Genomic DNA, 24,308 nt, shown 5'->3' with positions numbered 1-24,308 from the left:
TAAACATTAAATAAAAAATGCAAATTGATATTCAAAGTCGTGATGTATTCTATGTTTCTGATGGAACGGCCATAACATGTGAGACTTTAGGGCATGTTGTTCTAGGTCAATTCCCTTTTAAAGCCAATGAAAAAACCTTTCCGTTTGTGGAAAGTGAGGACAAACTTTCTGATTTATTAAAAGAGATTGAAATTTCGTATCGTGATACCGGATTAGAACCGCTAGTGTTCTTTTCGATTGTGATACCTGATATCAAAACCAAATTGCTAGAAGCGCCCGCGCACTGTTATGACGTGTTAGAGAGCATCGTGCAGAAAGTACAGGATGACATTCAGATGGCGCCTGTTCCTAAGTTGCAGCGCTCACGCAGTGTAAACAAGGACTCGGTGAAGTATTTCGACCGTATTGCTGCGATTGAGTACACGCTCGCGCATGATGATGGCATCACGCTAAAAGGGCTGGAAGAAGCCGACATCATCTTGTTGGGTGTTTCTCGAAGTGGCAAAACACCAACAAGTTTGTATATGGCGATGCAGTTTGGCTTACGCGTAGCAAACTACCCATTTATCCACGATGACTTGGCACGCTTAAAGCTGTTGCCAGAGTTTGAGATTTACCGACATAAGCTGTTTGGTTTGACCATTGATGCAGAAAGGCTCACTGAAATTCGTGAGAACCGCTTAGCAGGCAGCGAATACGCCAGTGACTCACAATGTTTGTATGAATTGCAAACGGTAGAGGCGATGTTCCGTCGAGAAGCGATACCTTACATCAACACCTCTTCACTATCGGTTGAAGAAATTTCGACACGAATCTTGGAGCGAACAGGTTTGAGAAGGCGTCTGCTGTAAGACAAAGCCTTAGAGAAATAGAATGGCCAGATAAAAGAAAATCGAAGCTCGCAGTTTACACCTGAGAGCTTCGATTTTTTGTTTGTGCTCGTTGTAGTCGCTTGCGAGTCAGAGCTTGTTTTCTTAATCAGAGCTTGCTTTCTTAATCGAGATAGCTTTCTAGCGAAGTAAAGACAGCTTTAGCGTTTCACTTTTCTTTTCTAACCAGCGTTCAAGTGCTGGTGGCCATGTGATGCTTGGTTCTACGCAAAAGCCACGAAGCATCGAGAAATACACCGCTTGATCGACTAGAGGCAGTGATGACTCACCATTCTCTAGATCCAGTAAGAGTTCGGCATCTTTCAGTAATGGGTTAATCAGTTGAACGAACTGAGACGTCTTTTCTAACAGTTCTTCAAAGTTAAAACCTTCGGTCTCTTTACTGGCACGCCAAGCTTCTTTGGCTCCAGCAGAGCGATATTCAGCCAAGTCGAGGTTCCACCAACGTGGGCGTCCAATCTGTTGAGTAAGAGGGAATGCGCGAGTTTGGAACACAGTCACTTGCTCAGATGGCACACGCTGCTCATCGCTTGATTTCAAGTCCATGAAGTACGCGATGATATCTAGGCTCTCTGCCATGATAGAGCCATCGTCTTTTTGTAAGACGGGTACCATCTTTTTACCGATCAGATCGATAAGGGTTTGGGCATCATCATAATCGACAGAAACAAGCTCAATGTTCAAGCCTAGCGATTGAGCAATGTAGGAGACTCTTGCACAGAAAGGGCAGTGATCGTAAATGTAAAGCTTCATAGCTTCCCTCATTCGGGTCTTTCTTAGTATAAGATGATGCTAATGTACCAGAAACTTTCGCAGACAATAAGCCTTTGTTAACAAGAACTATTCACTGCGATTAAGTGCACGGGAATATCAAGAGAACGATGAGAATAAGCACCTAGTGTAGAAACTCGTTGCCTAATTCTATTGTCAGTTGAGTGCGGTTTTATTGTAACGAGTAAGCTAATGAGAAAGCTGGTGGGTAAATGACGGGCATAAAAAAGGCTCTGGCTGCTTACTCTAATGCAGAAGAGTGAAGTCAGCCAAAGCCTCAATTTTGTTACCTTTAGTAGAGTGACTACTAAAAGGGCAGAGTGGTTAAACTATGCTTTTTTAAGATCTTGCGCTGGGTAAGTAAGCGTCATTGCGCCTTCTACCGTTGTAACGTGAACGTAGCCGCCACCAGCACTTAGGCCAGTTACTACCATTTCACCTAGTTCAACACCTTTTGTTGCTACAACGCGATCATCAACTGAAAACACTTTACACACCTTCAATAAATTAAATAAATACGATAGATATCGAACGCGGATTTAAACAGATGGGACCTTAATCAACTAATCCGGTTATTTGTCGTAAAGATTAAATTCAGTTATGTATAAATAATTATGTATTAAAAATCAGTTTGTTAACTTACGCTGTGACGTTATTTATCCGCTGGATACACTACACCAACTTGTTGGCGCATCTCTGTAATTAACTTCGCAACCGTTAAAGCGCGCAGTTGGGCCTGCGCTTGTGTTGCGTTGTCGCCAGCAATGCAGCTAGCAAAGGCCTGCGCTTCGTAACTCATGGAGTTTTCGCTTTGTGCTTGAGTAAGGTTTTCTACCGTGCCATCGCGGTAGCGGATCTTAACGTCAGTACATTCAGCGATGTGATCGATGATGATCGCCCCTAATTCACCTTGGATCTCGCTTGGCGCATAAGAGTCGCTGACTTTGGAGTGCGCAAGGGTCACATCAAACTCAGGGTATTGGAAGATCGCACAGCCATGAGCATCGACACCTGAATCAAGTAGCTTTGCAGAAGCCTGTGCGTTTTCAGGTTTGCCAAATAGCGCGACTGTCGCGGCAACACAGTAAAAGCCAATATCGACCAATGAGCCGTTAGAAAAAGCTGGGTTGAAGGTATTTGGGTTCTCGCCGTTTAGGTATTTTTGGTAGCGCGATGAATACTGGCAGTAGTTGATGTGTGCTTTATGTACCTTGCCAATCTTTTCTAACCCAAGTTGAACTTGCTTAAAGTTCGGTAGGAATTGAGATTTATACGCCTCAAACAGCACCACACCGTTTTTCTCAGCGACTTCGAACATGCGTGTTGCTTCATCAATATTTGATGCAACCGGCTTTTCACAGATAACATGCTTGCCGTGTTCCATCATGAAGATAGATTGCTCGCAATGCAGTGAGTTAGGGGAAGCGATGTACACGGCTTCTACAGTGTTGTCATTGGCCAATGCGTCGAGTGAGTCATACGTGGTTTCAACGTCAAATTCTTGGGCGAACTGTGCCGCGCTGTCTAGATTTCGAGAGTAAACCGCAGCAAGTTGCATCGATTGAGATTCGTGCGCAGCTTGAACAAACTTTTGTGTAATCCAATTGGTTCCAATTACAGCAAACTTAATCATATAGGTATCCAGTCGTTAGTCGTCGTTAGTATATTGATTCTGCAGAGATAGTAGCACTCAACGGCTGGCAATGTGCCTGAGATTTACGGAACAATTTCCCTAAACATAGTGCCTAATATTAATGTTCAGCCTTCACAGAGCGTCTGAGTTGACCAGTGTAACGGTGCACAACTAAGCCATTTTTGCTAAGGTGTTATTGAATTCAAACAAGGTGATGATATGCAAATCCGGACGGCCAAGGTAACTGATATTAACGCGATCTTAGCGCTCTCTGAGCAGATAAACCGTCAACATCATCTTGGTGCGCCTATGGTATTTGCACCAGCGTCACAAGGCTTGGCCGACAGTGAAGAGTATTGGTTAGGTTTGATGCTTGACCCACTTGGCGCTTTCTTGGTTGCAGTAGACGACAAGCAAGTCGTTGGCTTTTTAGCGGGTAAGGTAACGCAGAACAAAGGCGTCAGTTTTATTCAGCCGCACAAGGTGGCAAGTGTCAATACGATTGTGGTGAACGATCAGGTTCAGAGCAAAGGTGCTGGTCGAGCGTTAATGAAGTCTTTTAATCAATGGGCGCAGGCGAGAGGAGCGATAGAACTTAGGTTGGAGGTAATGGAGTTTAACCAACAAGCTCAGGGTTTCTATGAGTCGTTAGGAATGGAAACTCAGTCACGAACCATGTCCATGCGTTTTGAGGAGATCTAAAGGTGCGTCTGTTTCTGCCTTTATCACTGTGTTTACTGTTTGTGGCTTCGAACGCGAATGCTGAGCAAGTCGTGGTCGAGAAAATAGTCTCTGACGCGACCGCTATCGAAACCATCGTATTCGAGTCTGCACCGGCTCATTCTCAACGTGTCTCAACGTCTTCATCTAACTCAACCTCTTCCACGAGCTCAAACTCCGAGCATGTGATTATTGTGGATGATGTTCTTAACAGTAGCCCTGATGAAAAGGTAGCTCAGCTTTCTCAAGGGTCATCGAAACGTCCACCTCAAAGTTCCTCTCGACAGTTTTACAACGTACCGGATAGCGCATCTGAGATAGATTCGCTGTCGCAAGTGGTTACGTTAGTTAAAGTCGATAAATCGAAACGTAGGATGTATCTGCTAAAAGGTGAAGAGGTGATTCAGGAGTTTCGTATTGCGCTAGGCAAACAACCGAAAGGGCATAAACGCTTTGAAGGGGACAACCGAACGCCGGAAGGGGAATACCAGCTCGATTATGTGATGGAAGAGTCGGACTTTTATCGCTCAGTACATATTAACTATCCGCAACCTTCGGATATGCAATGGGCAGAGCAAAATGATGTAGATCCTGGAGGAAACATCAAAATCCATGGCATCAAAAACGGCGAGCGTCGTTCGCCGAGCTTTATTCAAAGTTTTGATTGGACGGATGGCTGTATCGCGTTAACCAATCAAGATATGGATGAGTTTCTCCAACTTGTAAAAATGGGTACCCCTATCCATATCGAATGGTAGTCATTGGTACCCAGTTTTCTTAATCACTTTCCGCAGTCAATTAGCGCAATCAATTCGCGAAACCAATTCGTAAAAGCAACGTCCAAAATTAAACGCTAAAGCCGTTACAGTAAGACTCGACCTGCACTGAATATTGCAATCACAATCAGCAATGCAATGGTGACTGGCTTAAACTTCGCTCCACCAAATCTTTCGAACAGTTTAGAACCCACATAACCGCCAAACATGCTGCTTGGTAGAAGCGCGAGAGTCAGCCAAACTACATCGCGGTCGACTAACCCAGCGATAGATGCCGAAACAAATGCAGTGGAATCCGCCAAGACAAAGAAGGCAATCAGGCCTGCTCTAGCAATGTGCGGAGCAACTGGGCTTGCCAATGCATGAGTGCCAATTGGAGGCCCTGACATCGAAGCCGCGCCGTTCATTACACCTGCAAGGCTGCCTAGAATATAGGGAGCAAATCTAGGTTCGCTTTTGTACTGGAAGCCTTTATAGATCATAAGCGCAGACGCAAAAATGAAGGCACTGATGATCAAGATGATCGTGTCTTGGCTAACGGATTTAAGCAGAAGTAAGCCGACTGGTGTGAAGGCAAAACAAGGGATAAACACCTTTAAAACCCAGCGCCAGTTAACGTGCTTTCGAACTTTAGGCAGTAATTGAACATTGCCTAGGAGATCGATCAACATGAAGACGGGAACCAGTTCGATAACTGGCGCGAATAACGCACTTAATGGCAATGCCACTAAGGTGAAACCGAAACCTGAGAAGCCACGAACAATAGCGGCGAAAATGAAGATTGCACCCAAAATTGGGAAGGTTGGACTAAAAATGAGATCCATAAATTAAGTAACCAATGAAGCTGTCTAAATGGAGCGAGCTAATGAAACCAAGTGAGTAGCGGAATGTACTCCTACTCACTTGTGTTTGCTACCTAATTTTAAGGTTTCCCGAGAGTTAATTTTAAAGTCTCTCGGGGTTGTTTTTGCGGTATTTGTTTGGTCAATTCATAGAGGTAAATTGATTCGGAAAATCAGTGAATACGGCATCTACTTTTGAGATGAATTTGAAGTGAGACGGATCGTTTACTGTGTAGCACCATGTTTGGATGTTTGCTTCACTGAGTGTATCAAGATCGCTCTGATTCACATGCTCGTAGTTCATGTGACAGCTGAACGCTTTAACCTCGTCAATCAACATCAAGTCGGCTTGAGTCAGTTGCTCTGTGATCAGACCTACGCGGTATCTCGGCAGGTGACGAGCCATTTCAGAAACGACTTGATGGCTGAAACTTGAAAGCAGAACTCTGTCGGTGTCTAGATTTGAACGAATCAACTCGGTATGCAGCAAATCAACGACATGAGGCGCTTGATGTCGACTGTCGACTTTGATCTCTAAATTCACGCTGAGATCATGCTGTTCAGCAAGCGCGAGCAACTCTTCCAACGTTAATATTCTTTCACCTGCGAACTGCTCAGACTTCCAACTGCCAAAATCAAGCTGACGCAGTTCTGCAAGGGTGTGTTCGTCGACACGCCCCTTGCCATCGCTGCAGCGCTCAAGGGTGTGGTCGTGACAAACCACAAGTTGATCATCCTGAGTTGGCTGAATATCTACTTCAATCCATTTCAAGCCGAGTTTAGCGGCTTGTTCAATGCTTGCTTTGGTATTTTCTGGGTGAGTACCTGCTACACCCCGATGACCTACGATGATAGACGACATAATTAATCCTTCTTGAATGCGCATCGTAAATATTTATTAAATATCAGTTTTCCCGAATACGCCAGAGTAATTGCTGGGCAAGAGTCTCTACACAGGATTCGGCTCATAAAAGTGATATTTTCCTCTTAGTACTTTCCTAGCAGTACTAAGAGGAAAAGCCTCTCGAGTGGAGAGGCTTTGGATGAGATGAGGCTTTGACCCGAACCTCGCTTTAGTGTGCGATATCGAGTTGGTTGTCTTTCACGCCGTTGATACGGAACCAACCTGCAATACTGAATCGCTCTGTGTTTGTCGGCAGTACCTCGTGTGGGAACTGTTCAGATAAGAACACAAATAAGCGGCCTGACGTTGGTGGAATGGTCGTGATGTGGTTGTCTTTTAGGTCGTAAACCACAAGTTCACCAGCGTCTTCTTCTGTCCACTCATCATTCATATAGAACACAGTGGTCAGGCGGCGGTTTTCATTGCCCTTGAAACAGTCTAAGTGCTTTTGGTAGAAGTCGCCTTTTTCGTATTTAGCAAAGTGCGCTTCGTACTCGAACAGACCCAAAAAGAACGCTTTGTTTGCTTCTAAACGAATCTGCTCCATTTTGTCGAGGAACAGAGAAGCAGGCTCACCCATGTCGCGGTGTACCCACTGAATTTTGTCGCTACGAATGGTCGACTCTCGCGTTACTTCATCGTTACGGCCAATCCTAGCCTTTTTCCAGTTCTCTGGAATGCAATCCCTCAATGCCACCACTTCTTCATGCGTTAAGAAGTCATCCCAAACAAAGTAGCCTTGGGTAGAAAGAGCATCGATTAGTTGGTTCATGTATAGCACTCAGACAATAAATTAGAGGCGCATATATAGTCCTAATAACTCAGGTCAACAAATCACGTATTTTGTCGTCACGATAAAAGAGCGGAAGAGCATGGTACTTTGATGTGATTTTATAGTTAACAAATTTGTTACAAATAAATATGAGTTTGCTATGGTATAGGTCTGACCAGTTGAATTATCACAAGGAGTGGGTTTGCAACTGCATACCATTAAAGGCTATATCCAAGACATGTATTTGGTGGAGTATCCGGACAAATTACTGTTGCTTGATGGCGCATGTCGAGCCGACATCCCGCATTTGAAGACTTTCATTGAAACCGAACTTATGCGTGATTTTTCTGATCTCCACACGGTTGTGGTGACACACATGCATCCTGACCATGCAGGGGCAGCGCACAAGCTCAGAAAGCTCACGAGCTGTAACTTGGTGGCAGCAAACCGAGATAAGGATTGGTATCACGGTTTCGATGGTATCTTGATGCATTTGACCGATCTAGCATTAGCAAGATGGATGGCAAACCGCTTAGGAAAGCCGAAAGCGAACTTGTGGTATTCAAGAAAGTTAAAGCCGGACTACAAACTGTCGGATGGTGAGAGCATTCCGGGTTTTGATGATTGGTTGGTTTTGGAAACGCCGGGGCACACTGACAGAGATCTTTCGGTTTATTGCCCATCTCACAGCGTTGCCTATGTGGCAGACCTCATGGTGGAAGTGAAAAAGAAGCTGATTCCGCCTTTCCCTATCTTTCACCCTAACAAGTACCGAGAGTCAGTATCGCGCATCTATGACATGCAACTTGATACCTTGCTGGTGGCGCATGGAGGACAAGTCGATTTTAGTCAGACAGCTTTTGAACACTTATTGATGAGCGCCCCAAGAAGACCGGTGACACATTGGCGGGTAACAAAAATCAAAGCCAAGAAACTGTTGTTATCGATTTGGCGTTTTGGTTTTCAATCTCATGGTAAATCTAAGAAATAGATCAGCCAAAAGTGGCAGCTCGAAATTAAAGAATTGAAAGCAATAAGGCCAGTCATGAGACTGGCCTTATATCGTTGTGACGAGCTTTAGTTATAACCTGTGGAGCGGTTACGATGACTCGGATTAGTGAGTCAGCAGGAATTCACCCGCAGGGTCAACAATCACTTTGTCACTCATGCCTTGACGTCCAAGCAACATCATGTAAGTCATGTCTTGACGGTTGCTTAGCGTGATATCGATCGGCCATTGTTGGCCACCGATTCTTAGCATGGTTTCAATCACGCAACGGTGTTCAACTTCGCCGTTAGATGATTTAATTTTCTTACTTGTTTTCAGTTTCGCCTTGCAGCGCACCGTCTCTTCTAGGTGATAAACGTCTGGATGAAGGTCGAACTCTACGAATTTCTCACCATTTGATTTAACACATAGTAGATTGTCTACGTGTAGAGAAGAGGTTTTAGCCCCTGTATCAACACGTGTATGTAGTCCAGTTATCCCTAACTCTGGTAAGCAAAGTGCTTCGGTATTCCCTATGATCATTTTATTGTTCATTTTCTTTCCAATCATGAGTTATCGGTATTCAATCAGCCCTTGCCACGAGTACGGTTAGCGTTTGGTTTTGCATTCTTCTCGATGAATTCGAAAATCATGTCTGCTACATCTTTACCCGTTGCTTTCTCGATGCCTTCTAGGCCTGGAGAAGAGTTTACTTCCATTACTACTGGGCCGTTCTTAGATTGTAGGATATCTACACCACATAGGTTTAATCCCATGATTTTCGCTGCATTGATTGCTGTTGCGCGCTCTTCTTTGGTTAGTTTAACCAGCTGAGCAGTGCCGCCACGGTGCAGGTTAGAGCGGAATTCACCTTCACCAGCTTGACGCTTCATTGCAGCAATTACTTTGTTGCCAACAACAAAACAACGGATGTCTGCGCCATTTGCTTCTTCAATGAACTCTTGAACCAAGATGTTCGCTTTTAGGCCCATGAACGCTTCGATAACGCTTTCTGCTGCTTTGTTTGTTTCTGCTAGTACAACGCCGATACCTTGAGTGCCTTCAAGAAGCTTGATCACAAGTGGCGCGCCGCCTACGTTTTTGATCAGGTCTTGAATCTTGTCTGGGCGGCTAGCGAAACCTGTTTTTGGTAAGCCAATACCTTTACGAGACAACAGTTGTAGTGAGCGCAGTTTGTCGCGAGAGCGACTGATTGCTACTGACTCATTGATACAAAAAGTGCCCATCATTTCAAATTGGCGAACAACCGCAGTTCCGTAAAAGGTAATGGAAGCGCCAATACGTGGAATAACAGCATCGTATTGAGGTAGCTCTTCACCCATGTAGCGAATCTTCGGATTGTTACTCGCGATATCTATATCACAGTGCAACGTGTCGATAACATCGACCTGATGACCACGTGCTTCTCCAGCCTGCTTTAGACGAGCGGTAGAGTATAGATTTTCGTTGCGAGAAAGAATTGCGATACGCATGGCGTTTCCTTAGTTAATACCTGATTGGTAACTGCAAATAAATTAGTTGTTAGCTGAGCTTTCAGTTTTTTCTGAGGCTCTTTGCTTGCTTCGGGGCGAACCTTAAGGCTTTTCGTTTAACTAAGAAAACGAATTAAATTTGTCGAGTCGACAACGGAAATTTATCGAATGTGTGAGCGATTGGTACAACTAGGTTGAGAGGGAGTTTGGAATGGAAAAGCGAGTTGAGACCTAACTCATATTGGGGGTAGGAGCCTATTAGGTTGTACTCAACTCGCGTTAACTCGGTGCTTAAAAGTGTACTAATAACGCCAGTTACATAGCTCTATAAGTGTTCGTAGTGCTTCTCTTTCGAGCTTGCTACAAGTGCTTTTTAGCTTATTAAGATAGTATTTTCTCATGATGATTACTTCTCTTGTATTAGGCTTTGGTAGGAACTCGTCGTTCCTTGTTGACCCATTAATTATGGTCACTTAATAGGAAGTAATAAACAGATGGATTTTTACTAAGTTGTTCCTGTTTTTGTCTTTTATCGCTACTTTTGAGCTGATGTGTTTTATAATGAGCTTAATCAGGAAGGGTTGTTTCTAAAAAGGTTCATTATTTGTCTGATCTAAACATGATGCGTTACTACACAAGGCTAGATTCGTTTGAGCCTAACCTCTCACACTCGGTTACCTTAACTGAGGTCGCAGACAAGCTGTTCACCAGCTTGCGCCATGCTCGCACCTTGTTAGGTAAGATGCATCAGGCTGAGTGGGTGGTGTGGGAACCAAAAGTCGGTAGGAATCAACGTTCTAATCTGACCTTGCGCTTTAGCAATCAAGAATTAAATCAACATGTTGCCAGTAAATTGATAGAGCAGGGCAAGTACGAAAAAGCACTCTCAATTCTAGACAATGACCGCGCTGTATTTGGCTCTCTCCTCCAAGAAACCTCTGGCGCGACAATGCGTGAAGGGCTGCTGCACGTGCAATTAACCTATAAACGTAAGTTTGAAGACCTATTCCCGCATCATATTCACCGCAGTAGTGAGCGATTTTTGATCAGGCAAGTGTTCAGTTGTTTAGTGACTTGTAATGGCAAAGGGGAGTTGAAGCCTGAGTTGGCGCATCACTGGCAATATGATTCTGAAAAGCTCGTTTGGACTTTCTATCTGCGCCCAGGGCTTACTTTCCATGACGGACAGCCTGTGGATGCTAAGCAATTAGTTTCGATGTTTTCTGCGTTGCAAACCTTACCTTTCTATCAGACAGAACTTGCCCATGTCGCTTCAGTTTACAGTGAGCAGCCGTTAAGAATCAGCTTCCAACTGACCAAGGCCGATACTGGTTTTGCTGGCTTGCTTGCTGGCGTTAAGTATTCAATTCAACCTGCTGCGCAAGTGACCCGTGAGCCATCGCCATTCAATTCGGTATCTCATGCTGTTATTGGAACAGGGCCCTTCAAAGTGGTTGAGACCAATAATGAACGTATCAAACTCGCGGCATTTGAACATTATTATGGCTGTCGTTCTTTAACGGATGAGGTCACCATTTGGCAATTTGAAGAATCAATGTCGGGCAGTGCTCGTTTTGATGACAGCCAAATGCACGTATCGCCTTATGAAGATTCTTCTTGCTTTCATCAGTTAGGGAAAAGCGATGCGGAACTTGTTTCTGCAGACACAGACGGCCTTCGTAGCCGAGTCGAGGATGGGTGCTTATTTATCCTGTTCAATCAAAACTCTGGGGCAACTCCGCTTAATAATGAGCAGCGTAAATACCTTTCAGAACTGACCAACCCACAAGCGATCTTGTCTCAGTTGGAACATAACAAAGGTCTGTTTAGTGTCTCTTTGGCTCAAAATATACTGCCAAGTTGGCAGAAATTGTATCGAACGCCTTCGAAAGAGGCACAACTGCCGAAAAAGATGAGTATTGCGGTTTACGACTATTATGCGTTGTATCGATGTGCCCTCTGCGTTTCAGACATATTGAAGCGATATGGCGTGGAAGTTGAGGTGAACACCTACAGCTTTCGCGAACTGGCGCAGCTCTCTCAGAGTGGCGATTTAAAAGAAGACTTGGTGCTGTGTAACTTGAATCTCGATGATAATGCTCCGTCTTCGCTGTTTTCGTGGATGATGAATGATCCTGTTTTGCACTCTGCTTTAGGAGAGATGAACAGCGACTGGCTCAAGCAGCGTTTAGACCATCACAAAGCGTCGGTTGAACTGCCGAATTACTTGGCAGAGTTGGAGCCCGTTGCATCGACGCTGATCTCGGATTATTGGTTAGTGCCTATGTTCCATCACCTACAAACCGTGCGTTTCCAAGGTATTCTGAAGAATGTAGCCATCACGAACTGGGGTTGGCCAGATTTCAAGAATGTATGGTCTGCGGATTAATATTTCTAACTAAATAGATTCACTATTCTTTTCTAGCCGATCTCGGCAGGTCCACATATAGCCAAAATATAAGTTACACTAACCGGTTTACTTTTTAGTTTTACTATGTAAACTAATCAGTGTAGTTTTGCGTTGGGATAGACCCAATGATTAAAGAGATATCAATGAAAAAATATCTATTACCGATTTTAGGAGTACTTGCCGTGGTCGCTATCGTAAGCACAGGTTCACAATCAAACGACAATCTAGATAAGCTTCCGAAGAAGTTTGTTAACAGTGAGTTGGAATACAAATCGGGTATGTCTGATATTTTTTCAATCTTGAAAGCTTACGTGACTGTGGAAAGAAATGAGCCGGTGCCACGAGCTGCATTGCCTCTGATACCGATGACAGCTGAGCAATTGATCGAAGAACAAGACGACGTTGCTTACCGCTTAGGTCACTCCAGTGTGATGATGAAACTGGATGGGAAGCTAGTGATGACTGACCCTGTATTCAGTGATCGTGCATCACCCGTGCAATGGATGGGGCCAAAGCGCTTTCACCCAACCCCAATCTCACTGCAAGATCTACCTGACATCGATGTGGTAGTGATCAGCCATGATCACTACGACCATTTAGACAAAGGTGCCGTGAAGGTATTAGCCGACAAAGTAGGGACGTTCTTAGTGCCATTAAGAGTGGGCGCACTGTTGGAAAAGTGGGGCGTGGATAAAGAGAAGATCATCGAATTGAACTGGTGGGAATCGGCAACGGCCTCAGACATTGAGTTCACGTTGACACCGACACAGCATTTCTCTGGTCGTGGCTTGCTTGATCGTGACCAAACACTGTGGGGCAGTTGGGTTATTAACGCTTCAGACAAGAAAGTCTTCTTTAGCGGTGATTCTGGTTACTTCAATGGCTTTAAAGAGATTGGCGACCGTTTTGGGCCGTTTGATTTAACCATGGTTGAAACGGGTGCGTATAACTCACTTTGGGCGGATATTCATATGTTCCCAGAACAGAGTGTTCAGGCACACATTGATCTGCAAGGTAAGGTGATGATGCCAATCCACAACAGTACCTTCGACCTTTCTATGCATGATTGGCAAGACCCAATGGAACAAGCACTGGCGATAAGCAAAGAGCGAGATGTACAAATGGTAAGCCCGGTGATGGGTGAACGTTTGGTGATCTCAGAGCCTGTACCTGTTCAGGCATGGTGGAAACTAGCATCGAATTAGAGCTGTCATCCAAATAGACATAGCTAAACCACTAAGCTGTACAACCCAACTTATACACGAAACGCCACCGATCTTACGATTCGGTGGCGTTTTTTCGTTTTATTTTTAAGATCAGCTTTCTAAGTTCTGCGCCATTTTCTTCGCAATTTTTCTGAATTGTTCTAACTCGTCTTCGGCCATGCCTTTGGTCATTCTCTTCAGCATGTCTCGATCGATATCCGAGACCTTACTCATGATCTCTTGACCCTTATCAGTCAGAACCAATAACTGGCTGCGCTTGTCTTCCGGGTTCGGAGACTTCTTCACAAGTTCCTGATTGATCAAGGCATTAATGAGCCGAGTGACCTGTGCTTTATCACGATCTAGGAAGTGTGCGATATCGATAGCGGTACATGGAGACTTCTTAGTAATGATCTTCATGACACGAATGTTCATAGGTGCGATCTCTGAGTCTAAGCTCTCAATCTGTTCGCTCATTTGACGTTTCAAAGAGTGCACTAGACGAAAGATTGATTCTAGCGATGTGTTATCAGACATAAACGATCCTTAGAAATATAGTTGACATTATCAACTACTGTATTTATAGTTGACATTATCAACTTAATTGTTCGTAAATTCAAGACAGGAAATAGATATGACGATTCAAGCAACTCTAACGCCAACTCTTCCTGAGCAAAAAGGCACACCGGTTTTATACAAAGTTTTGGTCATGATGAGCTTAATGCTGACGATTGGCGGCAGTTTAACGGCTGTGATGACTTACATGAATGTCGGATTCGGCGAGGAATTTATTGGCAACTGGCTTTCTTCGTTAGCCCTTGTTGTCGTGATCATGATGCCAATGGGCACGGTGATGATGGCTTTAGTCACCAAAGCCGTTGCTAGAGTGTTCACAACTTATAGCGAGAAAGTTCGCAACCTGATCGTAGGACTGATCATGGCATTCATAATGGAGTCCATGATGGCATTTGTAACAGCGGCAAATAACATTGGATTTTCGGATACATCGGCGTTTACCAGTGGATGGTTTAATGGATTTATTGCCGCGCTTCCTGTTGGCCTTACGATCATGGTCGTAATGTCGATGACGGTTAAACCTAAGCTAGAACGATTCATGAAGAGCTAGCCAAAACATTTCACAGCATTGTAGGAGATCCACATGAAAGCATTTACAGGCAAACACAATAACTACCGCATCACTATTGAAGAAGTGAGCGTTAAAGAAGACCGCGAACTTCAAACCATGCAGTTTGAAATTGAAGACAGAGAAAACATGTTCGCGATTGTTGAGAAGATCAAACAAGACAGCGGCTTAGATGAGCAATCAGCAGCACGACTAGGCGTGAGTATCCGCTTACTCGGCCCATTGATGATGCAAGATAGAAAGCATCCTCTGTTTGTTAATTTTATGCCTCACTTCAGAGACTTCATGCAAAACCTTAAGAAGACCTTGAAAGGGCAGTAAAGCCTAACCATCAGCAACACATCGAAAAGCCAGTAACGAACTTACTGGCTTTTGTTGTCTTTAAATCAAAATAATTTCAGTTGTTTGCGTCTAGAATATGCGAAAATTTATAGCTGAATTCTCGGTGTAGCACCGTTGTTGAATTGTCTATTCAAGCTTTAAAAAATCCGATATTATACTGGTCATAAAACTAAAGGTGATATTATATGACAAATGTATTTAAACAAGCAGCTGAAGAACTGTTGAGTCGTCGCGTTGCTGGCACCAAAGCACCAAGATTGGACGAGCAGTACCGTCCGAATAACTTGGAAGATGCGCTAAAGATCCAATCTTCAATGATCGATTTGAAAAGCGATAAAGTCGGCGGTTGGAAGTGCTTACTTCCTCTGGCTGAAGACAAGTTTGTTGTTGCGCCAATCTTCTCGGGCAGCGTTCAACAAGGCGAAGTTTGTGAACTGTTTGCAGACAACGATGTAGTACGCGTTGAGCCTGAAATCGCATTTACGCTTGCTAAGAGCCTGCCTGCAAGCCAAGAAGGCTACAGCGAAGAGCAAATCAACGAAGCGATTGGTTCTTGCCACATGGCACTTGAGTTAATGCAATCTCGTTTTGCGGATGACAGCGGCGCTGAGTTCTATGAAAAACTGGCCGATGGCCTAGTAAACCAAGGTCTATTCATTGGCCCTGAGATTGATCGCGAAAAAGCGTTCACTTCTGCAGAGATCAGTATTGAAGTGACTCAAGGCGAGCAAGTTCAAGCATTCGACGGTAAGCACCCGAATACACTGCCACCAAGCCCAATTTACTGGCTGATTAACTACATGACGCGTCGTGGTGTTGATTTCCAAGCGGGTGAAGCAATTATCACGGGCTCTTACTGCGGTATCGTGGAAATGGAATTCGATAAACCAACGACCTTCCATTATGAAGGTATTGGCGAATACCAAGTAACCTTCAAGCAGAAACGCTAACTTCTAGCGACGCACTATCTGTTATCGAAAGGCTGTTTACTGATGAGTAAATAGCCTTTTTTATTACGTGATGCTCAATAGGGTTCTTATTACTTTGCATTAAATTAGGCGTTTAGACGTCTAGACGTTGACAAGTTCTAAGTGTGACATTAGTCTGCTCTCCTTCCTGTTCTATTGTGTTGTCGTTCCATGTCCAATTCAAAAAATTCTAACGCGGTAATTGCCCCTTCGGCAGTGGCGCTTATCCCTCTGATCGTTTTCCTTGCGCTGTTTATTGGCGTGGGTACATACCTGTCGCTACAAGGCGTCGATTTTGCTTTCTATCAGCTTCCAGCTCCGATTGCGGCTCTGCCTGCCGTGATGTTAGCGCTGCTATTGAGCAAAGATAAATTGAACCGTGCGATCGAGCAGTTCTTAGGTGGCGTGGGTCACAAAGACATTATTGCAATGTGTATGATTTACCTATTAGCGGGTGCTTTTGCTGCTGTGGCTAAAGCTTCTGGTGGTGTGGACGCGACGGTAAACCTTGGTCTATCGGCTATCCCAACGAGCATGATCCTACCGGGCATCTTCCTTATTTCGGCGTTCATTGCGACGGCAATGGGTACTTCTATGGGTACTATCGCTGCGGTTGCTCCTGTTGCACTAGGCATTGCTGACTCAGCTGGCATGAGTATTCCTCTAACCGCTGGCGTGGTGCTAAGTGGCGCTATGTTTGGTGACAACCTTTCTATCATCTCAGATACCACGATTGCTGCGACTCGCTCGCAAGGCTGTGAGATGAGAGACAAGTTTAAAGAGAACATCCGTATAGCACTTCCTGCTGCACTTATCGCGATTGTTATCTTTGCTTTCAACAGCACAGCAACTCAAGTTCCTGAAACAGGCCCAATTGAATGGCTGAAAGTCCTTCCGTACATCACTATTTTGATTCTTGCTGTATCGGGTATGAATGTATTCGTTGTGCTGACGATTGGTATCTTGCTGGCGGGTGGCGTGAGCCTAGGTTCTGTTGAGAACTACGGTATGACGGATTACGCTCAAGATATCTACGCAGGCTTCGGCAACATGCAGGAGATCTTCTTACTGTCGATGCTGATTGGTGGTTTGAGTGAGCTAATGCGTCGCCAAGGTGGATTGGCGTTCCTGACTAGCTTGGTAAGTGGTGTGATTCGTGCGTTTGGCTCTTCACACTCTAAGCAAGCGAATGGCCGTGCGAGTGAGTTGGGTATTGCGGGCTTGGTATCAATGGTGAACCTATGTACTGCAAACAACACGGTAGCGATTATTGTGTCTGGTAGTGTGGCTCGCCAATTAGCTGAAGAAAATAACGTTTCTCCACGTCGCTCTGCCAGCTTATTGGATATCTTCTCTTGTGTGATTCAAGGCGTATTGCCTTACGGTGCACAGGTATTGCTATTAGGTTCGGTATTTAACTTATCGCCTTTGGATATCGTGGCTAATTCTTACTACTGTTTCGCGCTTGCAGTCGTTGCTGTGGTAGCTGTGTTTATTAAACACCCAGCACGTCAAGTGGCTCAAGCTTAGTAATAATTGACCAAACTGAGTGCTCACTGGCTCTGATAAGAAGGCTCCTTAATAGGAGCTTTTTTGTGCGTGAAACTCATGGCTTGAAAATTCAATGTACGTCTTCAAATACAAGAAAACCGCCTATGTAGACGGTTTCTAATTTCGTTATAGCGGTTTTCAAGTTTATTGTAGTGTGAATGACAATTAGGCTTGAGAGCTTTAATTCAGCTTATTAGTCACGAACTCTTTGTTTCTGACCATTAGCCACATCAGGCCGCCTAGCGTACCGATGGATAATTGGATAAAGCCTAGGTTTTCAATCAGTGACTCTGGGCGGATTGAAACTAATACCATGCCAAGCGAGCCACAAATCATGCTGAAGAACTGTATCAGTGCGACGGCAGAGCCCGTGTCATGATCTTGTTGATTCAACATCAAGTTGGTCCCCGGTACTCGCATGATGATCGCCATTAATGTCGCTGGTGCAGCGATGAACATGAAGAACCAAGGGGACAGGTCGCCAATGGTTAGGGTGAAGATTCCCGCAAGCGCTAATAAAGCAAAACATCCTGAGATGACCTTTTGAACCGGCATTCGGTAGGACAACTTCATGTAGATTGTTGGACCAAATGAGGCACACAGTGCATTGAATGCGAACGCGTAACTAAACTGTTGTTAGGTCAATCCAAAGCGATCGATGTAGATATAAGAACCCGCCGCAAGAAAGCCCATCAACGCCATCGGTATGATAGAGAAAATGACCAGTAGCTTGAGGAACGAGCTGTTTTTCATGACCACGCCCATTCTTCCCCATGAACGGAACATGGAACCTTGGTATTTGGTTTCGAGCGTTTCTCGATAGCAGCAAGCTAATACTGACGCAAATGCACCAAAAATGGCGAGGGTGACGAACATCATTCGCCAAGACGCAATTTTCAGTAGAAAGGCACCAAATACAGGCGCAACCATTGGCGCGATGATCACCAGTGACATGATAGTCGCCATGATCTTTTCACGTTCTCTGCCATCATAAAGATCTTTGACAATGGCGGTAGCGATAACGGTGATAGCACTGCCAGCAAAGGCTTGGAATACACGAGCACTAATCAACTGTTCGATGCTATTGGTCATCGCGCACAATATGCTCGCGACCATATAGCTCGCTAATCCAATTAATAGGATCGGCTTACGACCAAATTTTTCGCTGAGCGGCCCCCAGAACAAAAGACCGATGGCGTAAGTAACGAAGTAGCTGCTCAGGGTTAGGTTGACCATTGATCGGTCAGTATTAAACACCTCGACCATCTGCGGAAGCGCAGGTAAGTAAAGGTCGATGGTCAATGGAGGGAAAGCACTTATTATGACGAGAAAAAATAGCATACCGGTCTTTCCCAGTACTGGTTGTGGTCTCTTCAAGGTCGCTCTCCGTTGTCCAAGGTAGGTTTCTAATTGATGTGATATTGATATACAGAAGGTTAAGGCACGTCAGACAAGAAGGATAGAGTCGTTCAAGAATATGGTGAAAGTAACGATGAACTTATCTCTAATGAGTTCGAATCTACGAAGTCGGTCTGTGCACTGAATTGTATTACAAAACATTATTGCTTTTATAGCTAACGAGTTCAATCAGTTAGTAGCAGTGTAGCTTGTAATCGCCAGCGACACATTGTAATGATTATCGACTTGGCTTGTTATCTTTTCTTTGGGCGTTTTTCGACTAAACCGTTACGCTCTAAACCACGTCGAACGCTGCTGCATAGTTTACCAAAGCGGCGCAGTTCTTCGAAGTTAGGGCCTTGGCCAATGGAAATACTGTGCTCCCAATACATTAACTCGCTGTCGACCATCTCAAGTAGTTTCTTAGAGCAACCCGAGCAATTTCCTTTTGGACCACAGATAAACGTCTCTGACTCGTAAAGTGGGAGTTCGTTTTTAACTTCTTCAATTAAGTTAAGCATTGCCGAGTTTAAGTCTGGCTTTTTGGATGTAATTGGCTTCAAGCTTGGTGCTTGAGTTGCAATTAATGGGGAAGTCAGTTTGTTAGGTTGTAAATTCAAAGCAGCTGATGACATATCAAAGGCCTCAAGGAGAGAAGAAGGTGGGCATGCTACTCTTCACAACAAAGTGAATCTTGATGTAGTGCAATAAGCGTGGAGATATACCCAAAAGAGGTAGGAGCCACAAGCGGTTGTGACTCCTCATCAAAGCTCGCTACTAATGAGAGATTTTAGAATTCAGCGTCGAACTGGAATTCCATCCACTCTTTGGTGACTGGGTGGTGCAGTGCAAGTCTTTCTGCGTGTAGGTGCAGTCGGTCGGCTTTATTGCCATATAGGCCATCACCCACGATAGGCATGTTAAGCCCTTCTTGGTGTGAACAGTGAACACGTAACTGGTGTGTACGGCCTGTTTTAGGGTGCAGGTAAACCTTAGTGGTTTGCTCGTTTCGCTCAATCACTTCCCATTTGGTTTCTGCAGGCTTGCCGTGTTCGAAGCAAACAATCTGACGAGGGCGGTCATACAAGTCGCCACGCAATGGCAGTCGAATATAGCCTTCATCTTGGTCTAGCACACCTTCAATCATTGCCACATATCGCTTCTCAACTTCACGAGTAATGAACTGCTTCTGTAAGCTTTTGTTCGCACGTCGTGTTAAAGCAAATATCAGAATGCCAGAGGTCGCCATATCCAAACGGTGGATAACAAATGGCCCTTCAACATCTTGGTGCATTTCTTGAACGCGTGTGTAGGCCGAGTCTTTAATGTTTTTACCCGGCACGGATAGAAAACCTGCTGGTTTGTGTACTACAACGATGTGTTCATCTTGGAACAGGATATCGAGGTCTTTTCCTTCTGCTGGGTTCTCAAGTAATGGGTTTGGATCCACCTCTAAGCCTTTCATCATATGGCCTAAAATCGGTACACACTTACTTTGGCAAGACGCGTAGTATTTCTTGTGTTTACGGATTTCCGATTTCGGTGAACGACCCCACCAAAATTCAGCCAATGCCAATGGCGTGTAACCGTTCAAATACGCGTATTGCAGAAGTTTTGGCGCAGCGCATTCGCCAGAGCCTGCGGGTGGGACTTTATTTGGAGTGTCTTCAAAGATTTGGTTCAGATCTTCTGTGTGTCCCTCTGCATTTTTGAATGCGTATTTTGAGAACAGTTTGTGTTGAAGTTGATGAGAAAGGTGTGCTCTTTGCTCTTTTAATTCAGCCAGTTGAGTCGTGAAAACATCAACTTTAGCCTGCAACACTTGCAGGGTCTGTTCCCAGTTGAGCTTTAGGTACTTCTGCTGGTTCTTGTCGGCGACACTGGCTTTGTTAAGCTCATTATTCAGTTGTTCGAAGGCTTGTTCATCAAGGTTCTCTTTACCTTGCTCACGTTGTTCTTTACGTGTTTTTCGGCCTTCTATAATCAACAAACGTTGCGCTTCGATCTCCTGTTCTGCCTGTGCTTTCTGTTGTGCTAACTGTTCACACAATTCGAGGTATTCAGCGTTTGCTTGCAGCGCTTTAAATTTCGCATTTACAGCCATCATGTCGGCTGTGTCTTGATGGAAAAAGCTATCGCTGCTCAACATGTCGAATACGGGCGGCACAAAGTGAGGCAGTAGGTTTTGGTCGGCGATTTTACCTGAGAAAGCAGAGAAGTAACCCAATTCACCTTCAGGGCTTTTCACCAATAACACACCAAACATTTTTCCGCGACCAGCGTCAGAATCTAGCCCGAAGTCATGCTGCCAGTCGGTTTGCGTTTCTAGATATTGTTGAAGCTGATGAGAAGCGATTTCACACAGTGCGTGTGGTTCATAATAGAACGGGAAGGTGAAACGCTCAGGCAACGAATATGACTCGATCGGCTGTTGAAAACGAGTGAAGCAATGCTCAGGAGTATGGCTGTTTTCTGAGTCGTGCGTTGGTTTTGATGAGTGCATAGTCGTATTAATACTTATATCGTGGTGATAAATGGTTGTGAGTCTACTGTGTATGTTTAAAGGCTTTAAACACAGTACAAGGCGGCGATTCTACTCTTTATCGAAATACGCCTCAAATAAGAAATGGTTCTATTACTGGATAGCTAAGCGAGATGGTTAACACTGAACCCATGAGTCATAGCTTAAACTTCATTAATTGACGAGTAACTTCTCGTTTTTGGTCAGAGAAGGTAACTTCACATGCGAAGGGTGGTAGCCTTGCCGCCCCCTTGTTCAACCTAAGGTAACGTTATGATTCCACTCAATACTTCGATTGTATCTGGTGTCGCTATTTCAGAGATCGACGGACAAATGAAAATGCTACTAATGAAGCGTGTGAAGGGCGAATTTTGGTGCCATGTCGCAGGCTCGATTGAAGCAGGTGAAACAGGCTGGCAGGCTATCGTGCGCGAGTTTGAAGAAGAGACCCAAATTAAAGTGGAAGCTTTGTATAACGCGCAGTTTCTGGAGCAGTTTTATGAGGCGCACGTGAATGTAATTCAGCTAATCCCTGTCTTTGCAGTGCTATGCCCGCCCAACCAAGCGATTGAACTGAATGACGAACATACGGAGTACCGTTGGTGCAATCTAGAAGAGGCAAAAGCATTAGCGCCATTCCCTAACCAACATGCGGTCTACGATCATATCTGGTCGTACTTTGTCGATAAACCAGTAAACCCACTTTACCGAGCGAAATTGAACTAATACTGGCTGTTTAGATCTAGGACTTACCAAGGTAAGGAGTTAAAAAGGCGCTCACTTGTTCTTGGCATAGTCCTACATCCACTTTCACGCCATGCGATTCAAGGATCGCAACACCACGACCATTATTACGAGGGTCTGGGTCTAGCATTGCCACTATTACGTGTTTTACACCTGCTTTAACCAATGTATTGGCACAAGCGGGTGTTCTGCCGACAAATGAACATGGTTCTAAAGTCACGTAAGCGGTAACCCCTTCCATTATTCCATCATAGCTATTCAGTGCTTCAACCTCGGCGTGGTTTCCGCCGACTTTTTGAGTGTACCCAACAGACACCACCTTATCGTTCTTCACCAAAACGCAGCCTACTGGTGGGTTTGGTTGGCAATCAGGTAAGGCTTGGCGCGAAGCTTCGAGTGCTTGCAGCATGTATTGTTGGTTCATGGTCGTTACTCTGTATGACGAGAAGGCGCAGCAGTTAGTTGCCACGCGTGGTTGATGAGTTGATTAGTGACTGACTTACTAAGCTACTAAGTTAGTCAGCTAACAACTGGGGCATGGTCGATCTGATTGGACTTTTAGTCAATGGTTTTAGCGCTTGAATTCGAAAGCTAGTTAACGGTGACTAATCGTTAACTTAGGCCACTGGGTCAGCCAGTTCTTGGATTGTACTCTTTGCTCAAAGATATCTCGGCTACGCTTTGGGTTGGGGGTGACTTTTAAACCAAACAAGCTCTCTAAACCAAACGCCGAAATGCACTCGATATCCCCAGTGAGGCTCTGTTTTATGGCGACTGCGGTTTCTTTCTCTGGCCAATAACTCATCGCATCCAATGAGCTTTGGTAAGGTTTGTCGCCATTTCTAGTGTGCATGCAGGCTTGATTGCGAACTTGCCAATTCAGTTCGGGTAACCGTTGTTTAAGCAGAGCCTCGTATCTAAGATCCGATTCGTAGGAAGTATCAATGGGATCAAAGTAGATCACATCAATATCATTGAGTGGGGTCGGGGAGGTATAACCATGTAGGTGATCCCAAACGAGGTTTCTCACAAAGCCCGCAGCGACATAACACTGCGGTAAATCCAACTGAGATACACAGTCTATAACCTGCATTCGCAAGGGATCTTGTTTGATCAATGTGATGATGTGGTTGGCTAGTGGATGTATCATTATGATGTCGGAACATCGGTGACTTGGTAATGACGTGTCACGTTCTGGGAGATTTCACCCCATTCTGAGGCTTTTACTCGCTGCTGATGCGCTTCGAATGCTTCTTGGCTAGTGAATTCTTCATACACTTCAAAGCGATTAGGTTGAAGGGTGCTTTGACTGACTCGAAACACGATACAACCAGCTTCTTCCAGTGTCAGCTCTTTGTGCACAACCAAGGCTTGTGTGACGGCTTCTAGGTCGTTGTCTGGCACTAGAATATGCCCTTGCAGAATTACTTTACTCATAATTACGTCCATTTAATTTTATTCACTACGGTTTTTTTCTATCAAAAGCTCTATCCGTTACAAACATAATCCCATTTTGATGTTGTGACGTATAGGCTAATGTGGCGATTATTAGTTCACATTGAATGTATTTTTTAGTTACACCGTAACTTTAAAGGTGATGTAATCAACAAATGATAAGACACTGGAACTAAATCAGCGTTGGTCCGGTCTATTAAATTAGTATCATTGAACTGTATTGATACTGAAATGAATTTGTCATCTGAGAGAACTAACCTCAATTTTGAACAGCGGCTCATAGGATTGATTTGAGCCATAGTTGATATCTAGGTCGTACTTTGATGTAAATGGTACTCAAAACTCTATATATTTTGTGATTTGTATCATTGATCTGGGCATCAAACACCGTTAGATTCGAATAGTTGGCAATAAAAATAGCTCATGAAGAGCAGTTAAAGAAAAGGAAATATCCCTTATGAAAAAAATGAGAAGAGCACAGCTTCATCGCGTTCGTATCCAATACTGGAAAGACACGTCAAAAGAAGCATCAAAGAAATAAGCTTTAATCGTAGAGCTTTAAAAGCTGAAAAGCTTAATCAAATGTAAAACGCAACAAACTGATTTCATTAGCACTCTCAAGGACCTTCATCTGGTCGGCGACTAACGAAATCATCCCCAAAGAGCTGGCAGGCATTAACAACAATGCAATTCAATGTCAGCTCATTAATACCTCCTCTAAGTTTATCTTCGTTTGTTAAACCTGTTACCCCAAACTAAAGCTTGTTCCTTGTTCCTTGTT

The 24,308-nt window shown here is 44.4% G+C and carries 25 protein-coding genes and 1 pseudogene; 11 read left to right on the top strand and 15 right to left on the bottom strand.

Annotated elements, in window-relative coordinates:
* Positions 1-17 precede the first annotated feature (17 nt).
* Positions 18-851 (top strand): pyruvate, water dikinase regulatory protein, encoded by an 834-nt coding sequence (locus AB4167_RS08970; protein WP_017060559.1) that lies wholly within the window; start codon positions 18-20, stop codon positions 849-851.
* A 159-nt stretch (positions 852-1,010) separates the two neighbouring features.
* Here the strand turns inward: AB4167_RS08970 and grxB are convergent, their stop codons facing one another.
* The 3 genes from grxB to AB4167_RS08955 all read right to left on the bottom strand — a co-directional run bounded on the left by grxB (position 1,011) and on the right by AB4167_RS08955 (position 3,294).
* Entirely contained in the window at positions 1,011-1,643 is a 633-nt protein-coding gene (gene grxB / locus AB4167_RS08965) for a glutaredoxin 2 (RefSeq protein ID WP_372136418.1), read from the bottom strand.
* A gap of 347 nt (positions 1,644-1,990) precedes the next feature.
* On the bottom strand, positions 1,991-2,149 hold the full coding sequence (locus AB4167_RS08960) for a hypothetical protein (protein WP_004733064.1): 159 nt from the start codon (positions 2,147-2,149) through the stop codon (positions 1,991-1,993).
* Positions 2,150-2,313: 164 nt separating this feature from the next.
* A complete protein-coding gene (locus tag AB4167_RS08955; protein ID WP_017060561.1) occupies positions 2,314-3,294 on the bottom strand; it encodes a Gfo/Idh/MocA family protein in 981 nt (326 codons plus the stop codon).
* Between the two features lie 219 nt (positions 3,295-3,513).
* Here AB4167_RS08955 and AB4167_RS08950 point away from each other — a divergent pair, with 219 nt between their 5' ends.
* A complete protein-coding gene (locus AB4167_RS08950) occupies positions 3,514-3,996 on the top strand; it encodes an N-acetyltransferase family protein (RefSeq protein WP_372136417.1) in 483 nt (160 codons plus the stop codon).
* Between the two features lie 2 nt (positions 3,997-3,998).
* Complete coding sequence (locus AB4167_RS08945) at positions 3,999-4,772, top strand: murein L,D-transpeptidase family protein (RefSeq protein WP_017067270.1); 774 nt, start codon at positions 3,999-4,001, stop codon at positions 4,770-4,772.
* Between the two features lie 104 nt (positions 4,773-4,876).
* Here AB4167_RS08945 and AB4167_RS08940 read toward each other — a convergent pair whose 3' ends face one another.
* From AB4167_RS08940 to AB4167_RS08930, 3 genes are all read right to left on the bottom strand, one after another.
* A complete protein-coding gene (locus AB4167_RS08940; RefSeq protein WP_048617090.1) occupies positions 4,877-5,614 on the bottom strand; it encodes a sulfite exporter TauE/SafE family protein in 738 nt (245 codons plus the stop codon).
* Between the two features lie 160 nt (positions 5,615-5,774).
* On the bottom strand, positions 5,775-6,494 hold the full coding sequence (locus AB4167_RS08935) for a glycerophosphodiester phosphodiesterase family protein (protein WP_372136416.1): 720 nt from the start codon (positions 6,492-6,494) through the stop codon (positions 5,775-5,777).
* A gap of 211 nt (positions 6,495-6,705) precedes the next feature.
* Positions 6,706-7,308, bottom strand: a complete 603-nt coding sequence (locus tag AB4167_RS08930; protein ID WP_136981870.1) for a 2OG-Fe(II) oxygenase — start codon at positions 7,306-7,308, stop codon at positions 6,706-6,708.
* Between the two features lie 202 nt (positions 7,309-7,510).
* Between AB4167_RS08930 and AB4167_RS08925 the strand changes: the two genes are divergently transcribed.
* A complete protein-coding gene (locus AB4167_RS08925) occupies positions 7,511-8,299 on the top strand; it encodes an MBL fold metallo-hydrolase (RefSeq protein ID WP_136979407.1) in 789 nt (262 codons plus the stop codon).
* Between the two features lie 123 nt (positions 8,300-8,422).
* Here AB4167_RS08925 and AB4167_RS08920 read toward each other — a convergent pair whose 3' ends face one another.
* Together AB4167_RS08920 and rimK are read right to left on the bottom strand one after the other, a co-directional pair.
* Positions 8,423-8,851: a RimK/LysX family protein gene (locus tag AB4167_RS08920; protein WP_004740039.1), complete on the bottom strand. Its 429-nt coding sequence runs from the start codon at positions 8,849-8,851 to the stop codon at positions 8,423-8,425.
* A 32-nt stretch (positions 8,852-8,883) separates the two neighbouring features.
* Positions 8,884-9,789, bottom strand: coding sequence for a 30S ribosomal protein S6--L-glutamate ligase (gene rimK / locus AB4167_RS08915; protein WP_004740040.1), 906 nt, complete (start codon positions 9,787-9,789; stop codon positions 8,884-8,886).
* A 604-nt stretch (positions 9,790-10,393) separates the two neighbouring features.
* Between rimK and AB4167_RS08910 the strand changes: the two genes are divergently transcribed.
* The gene (locus AB4167_RS08910) at positions 10,394-12,178 is read left to right on the top strand and encodes an SgrR family transcriptional regulator (protein WP_046209356.1); all 1,785 of its coding nucleotides are present in this window, start codon (positions 10,394-10,396) and stop codon (positions 12,176-12,178) included.
* A gap of 164 nt (positions 12,179-12,342) precedes the next feature.
* Positions 12,343-13,404, top strand: coding sequence for an MBL fold metallo-hydrolase (locus AB4167_RS08905; protein ID WP_372136415.1), 1,062 nt, complete (start codon positions 12,343-12,345; stop codon positions 13,402-13,404).
* A gap of 111 nt (positions 13,405-13,515) precedes the next feature.
* On the opposite strand, the gene AB4167_RS08900 is transcribed toward AB4167_RS08905, so the two are convergent.
* Positions 13,516-13,941, bottom strand: a complete 426-nt coding sequence (locus tag AB4167_RS08900) for a MarR family winged helix-turn-helix transcriptional regulator (RefSeq protein ID WP_017060573.1) — start codon at positions 13,939-13,941, stop codon at positions 13,516-13,518.
* A 97-nt stretch (positions 13,942-14,038) separates the two neighbouring features.
* On the opposite strand from AB4167_RS08900, the gene AB4167_RS08895 reads away from it, so the two are divergent.
* From AB4167_RS08895 to AB4167_RS08880, 4 genes are all read left to right on the top strand, one after another.
* Positions 14,039-14,530, top strand: a complete 492-nt coding sequence (locus AB4167_RS08895) for a DUF2798 domain-containing protein (RefSeq protein WP_017069211.1) — start codon at positions 14,039-14,041, stop codon at positions 14,528-14,530.
* A gap of 33 nt (positions 14,531-14,563) precedes the next feature.
* Positions 14,564-14,869, top strand: coding sequence for a DUF3861 domain-containing protein (locus AB4167_RS08890; RefSeq protein WP_017069212.1), 306 nt, complete (start codon positions 14,564-14,566; stop codon positions 14,867-14,869).
* 206 nt (positions 14,870-15,075) lie between these two features.
* Complete coding sequence (locus AB4167_RS08885) at positions 15,076-15,840, top strand: hydratase (RefSeq protein ID WP_048612850.1); 765 nt, start codon at positions 15,076-15,078, stop codon at positions 15,838-15,840.
* 189 nt (positions 15,841-16,029) lie between these two features.
* Entirely contained in the window at positions 16,030-17,388 is a 1,359-nt protein-coding gene (locus AB4167_RS08880; RefSeq protein WP_136982880.1) for a Na+/H+ antiporter NhaC family protein, read from the top strand.
* A 201-nt stretch (positions 17,389-17,589) separates the two neighbouring features.
* Here the strand turns inward: AB4167_RS08880 and AB4167_RS08875 are convergent.
* From AB4167_RS08875 to AB4167_RS08865, 3 genes and pseudogenes are all read right to left on the bottom strand, one after another.
* Positions 17,590-18,750: pseudogene (locus tag AB4167_RS08875) on the bottom strand (multidrug effflux MFS transporter).
* Between the two features lie 311 nt (positions 18,751-19,061).
* Entirely contained in the window at positions 19,062-19,442 is a 381-nt protein-coding gene (locus tag AB4167_RS08870; RefSeq protein WP_017060579.1) for a hypothetical protein, read from the bottom strand.
* 155 nt (positions 19,443-19,597) lie between these two features.
* The gene (locus AB4167_RS08865) at positions 19,598-21,310 is read right to left on the bottom strand and encodes a pseudouridine synthase (RefSeq protein ID WP_372136414.1); all 1,713 of its coding nucleotides are present in this window, start codon (positions 21,308-21,310) and stop codon (positions 19,598-19,600) included.
* A 291-nt stretch (positions 21,311-21,601) separates the two neighbouring features.
* On the opposite strand from AB4167_RS08865, the gene AB4167_RS08860 reads away from it, so the two are divergent.
* Entirely contained in the window at positions 21,602-22,054 is a 453-nt protein-coding gene (locus tag AB4167_RS08860) for an NUDIX pyrophosphatase (RefSeq protein WP_372136413.1), read from the top strand.
* A 16-nt stretch (positions 22,055-22,070) separates the two neighbouring features.
* On the opposite strand, the gene AB4167_RS08855 is transcribed toward AB4167_RS08860, so the two are convergent.
* The 3 genes from AB4167_RS08855 to AB4167_RS08845 all read right to left on the bottom strand — a co-directional run bounded on the left by AB4167_RS08855 (position 22,071) and on the right by AB4167_RS08845 (position 23,509).
* Positions 22,071-22,496 carry a bifunctional diaminohydroxyphosphoribosylaminopyrimidine deaminase/5-amino-6-(5-phosphoribosylamino)uracil reductase RibD gene (locus AB4167_RS08855; protein WP_372136412.1) on the bottom strand — a complete coding sequence of 142 codons (426 nt, stop codon included), beginning with the start codon at positions 22,494-22,496 and terminating at the stop codon, positions 22,071-22,073.
* Positions 22,497-22,667: 171 nt separating this feature from the next.
* Positions 22,668-23,222 (bottom strand): nucleotidyltransferase family protein, encoded by a 555-nt coding sequence (locus AB4167_RS08850; RefSeq protein ID WP_102431347.1) that lies wholly within the window; start codon positions 23,220-23,222, stop codon positions 22,668-22,670.
* Entirely contained in the window at positions 23,222-23,509 is a 288-nt protein-coding gene (locus AB4167_RS08845; protein WP_333918177.1) for an antibiotic biosynthesis monooxygenase, read from the bottom strand. Before AB4167_RS08845 ends, AB4167_RS08850 begins: the two co-directional genes overlap by 1 nt.
* Between the last annotated feature and the right edge of the window lie 799 nt (positions 23,510-24,308).

This window comes from Vibrio sp. 10N.286.49.E11, from assembly GCF_041469505.1.
In the GTDB taxonomy this organism is placed as follows: domain Bacteria; phylum Pseudomonadota; class Gammaproteobacteria; order Enterobacterales; family Vibrionaceae; genus Vibrio; species Vibrio crassostreae_C.
This window is presented reverse-complemented; position numbering and strand designations above follow the sequence as displayed.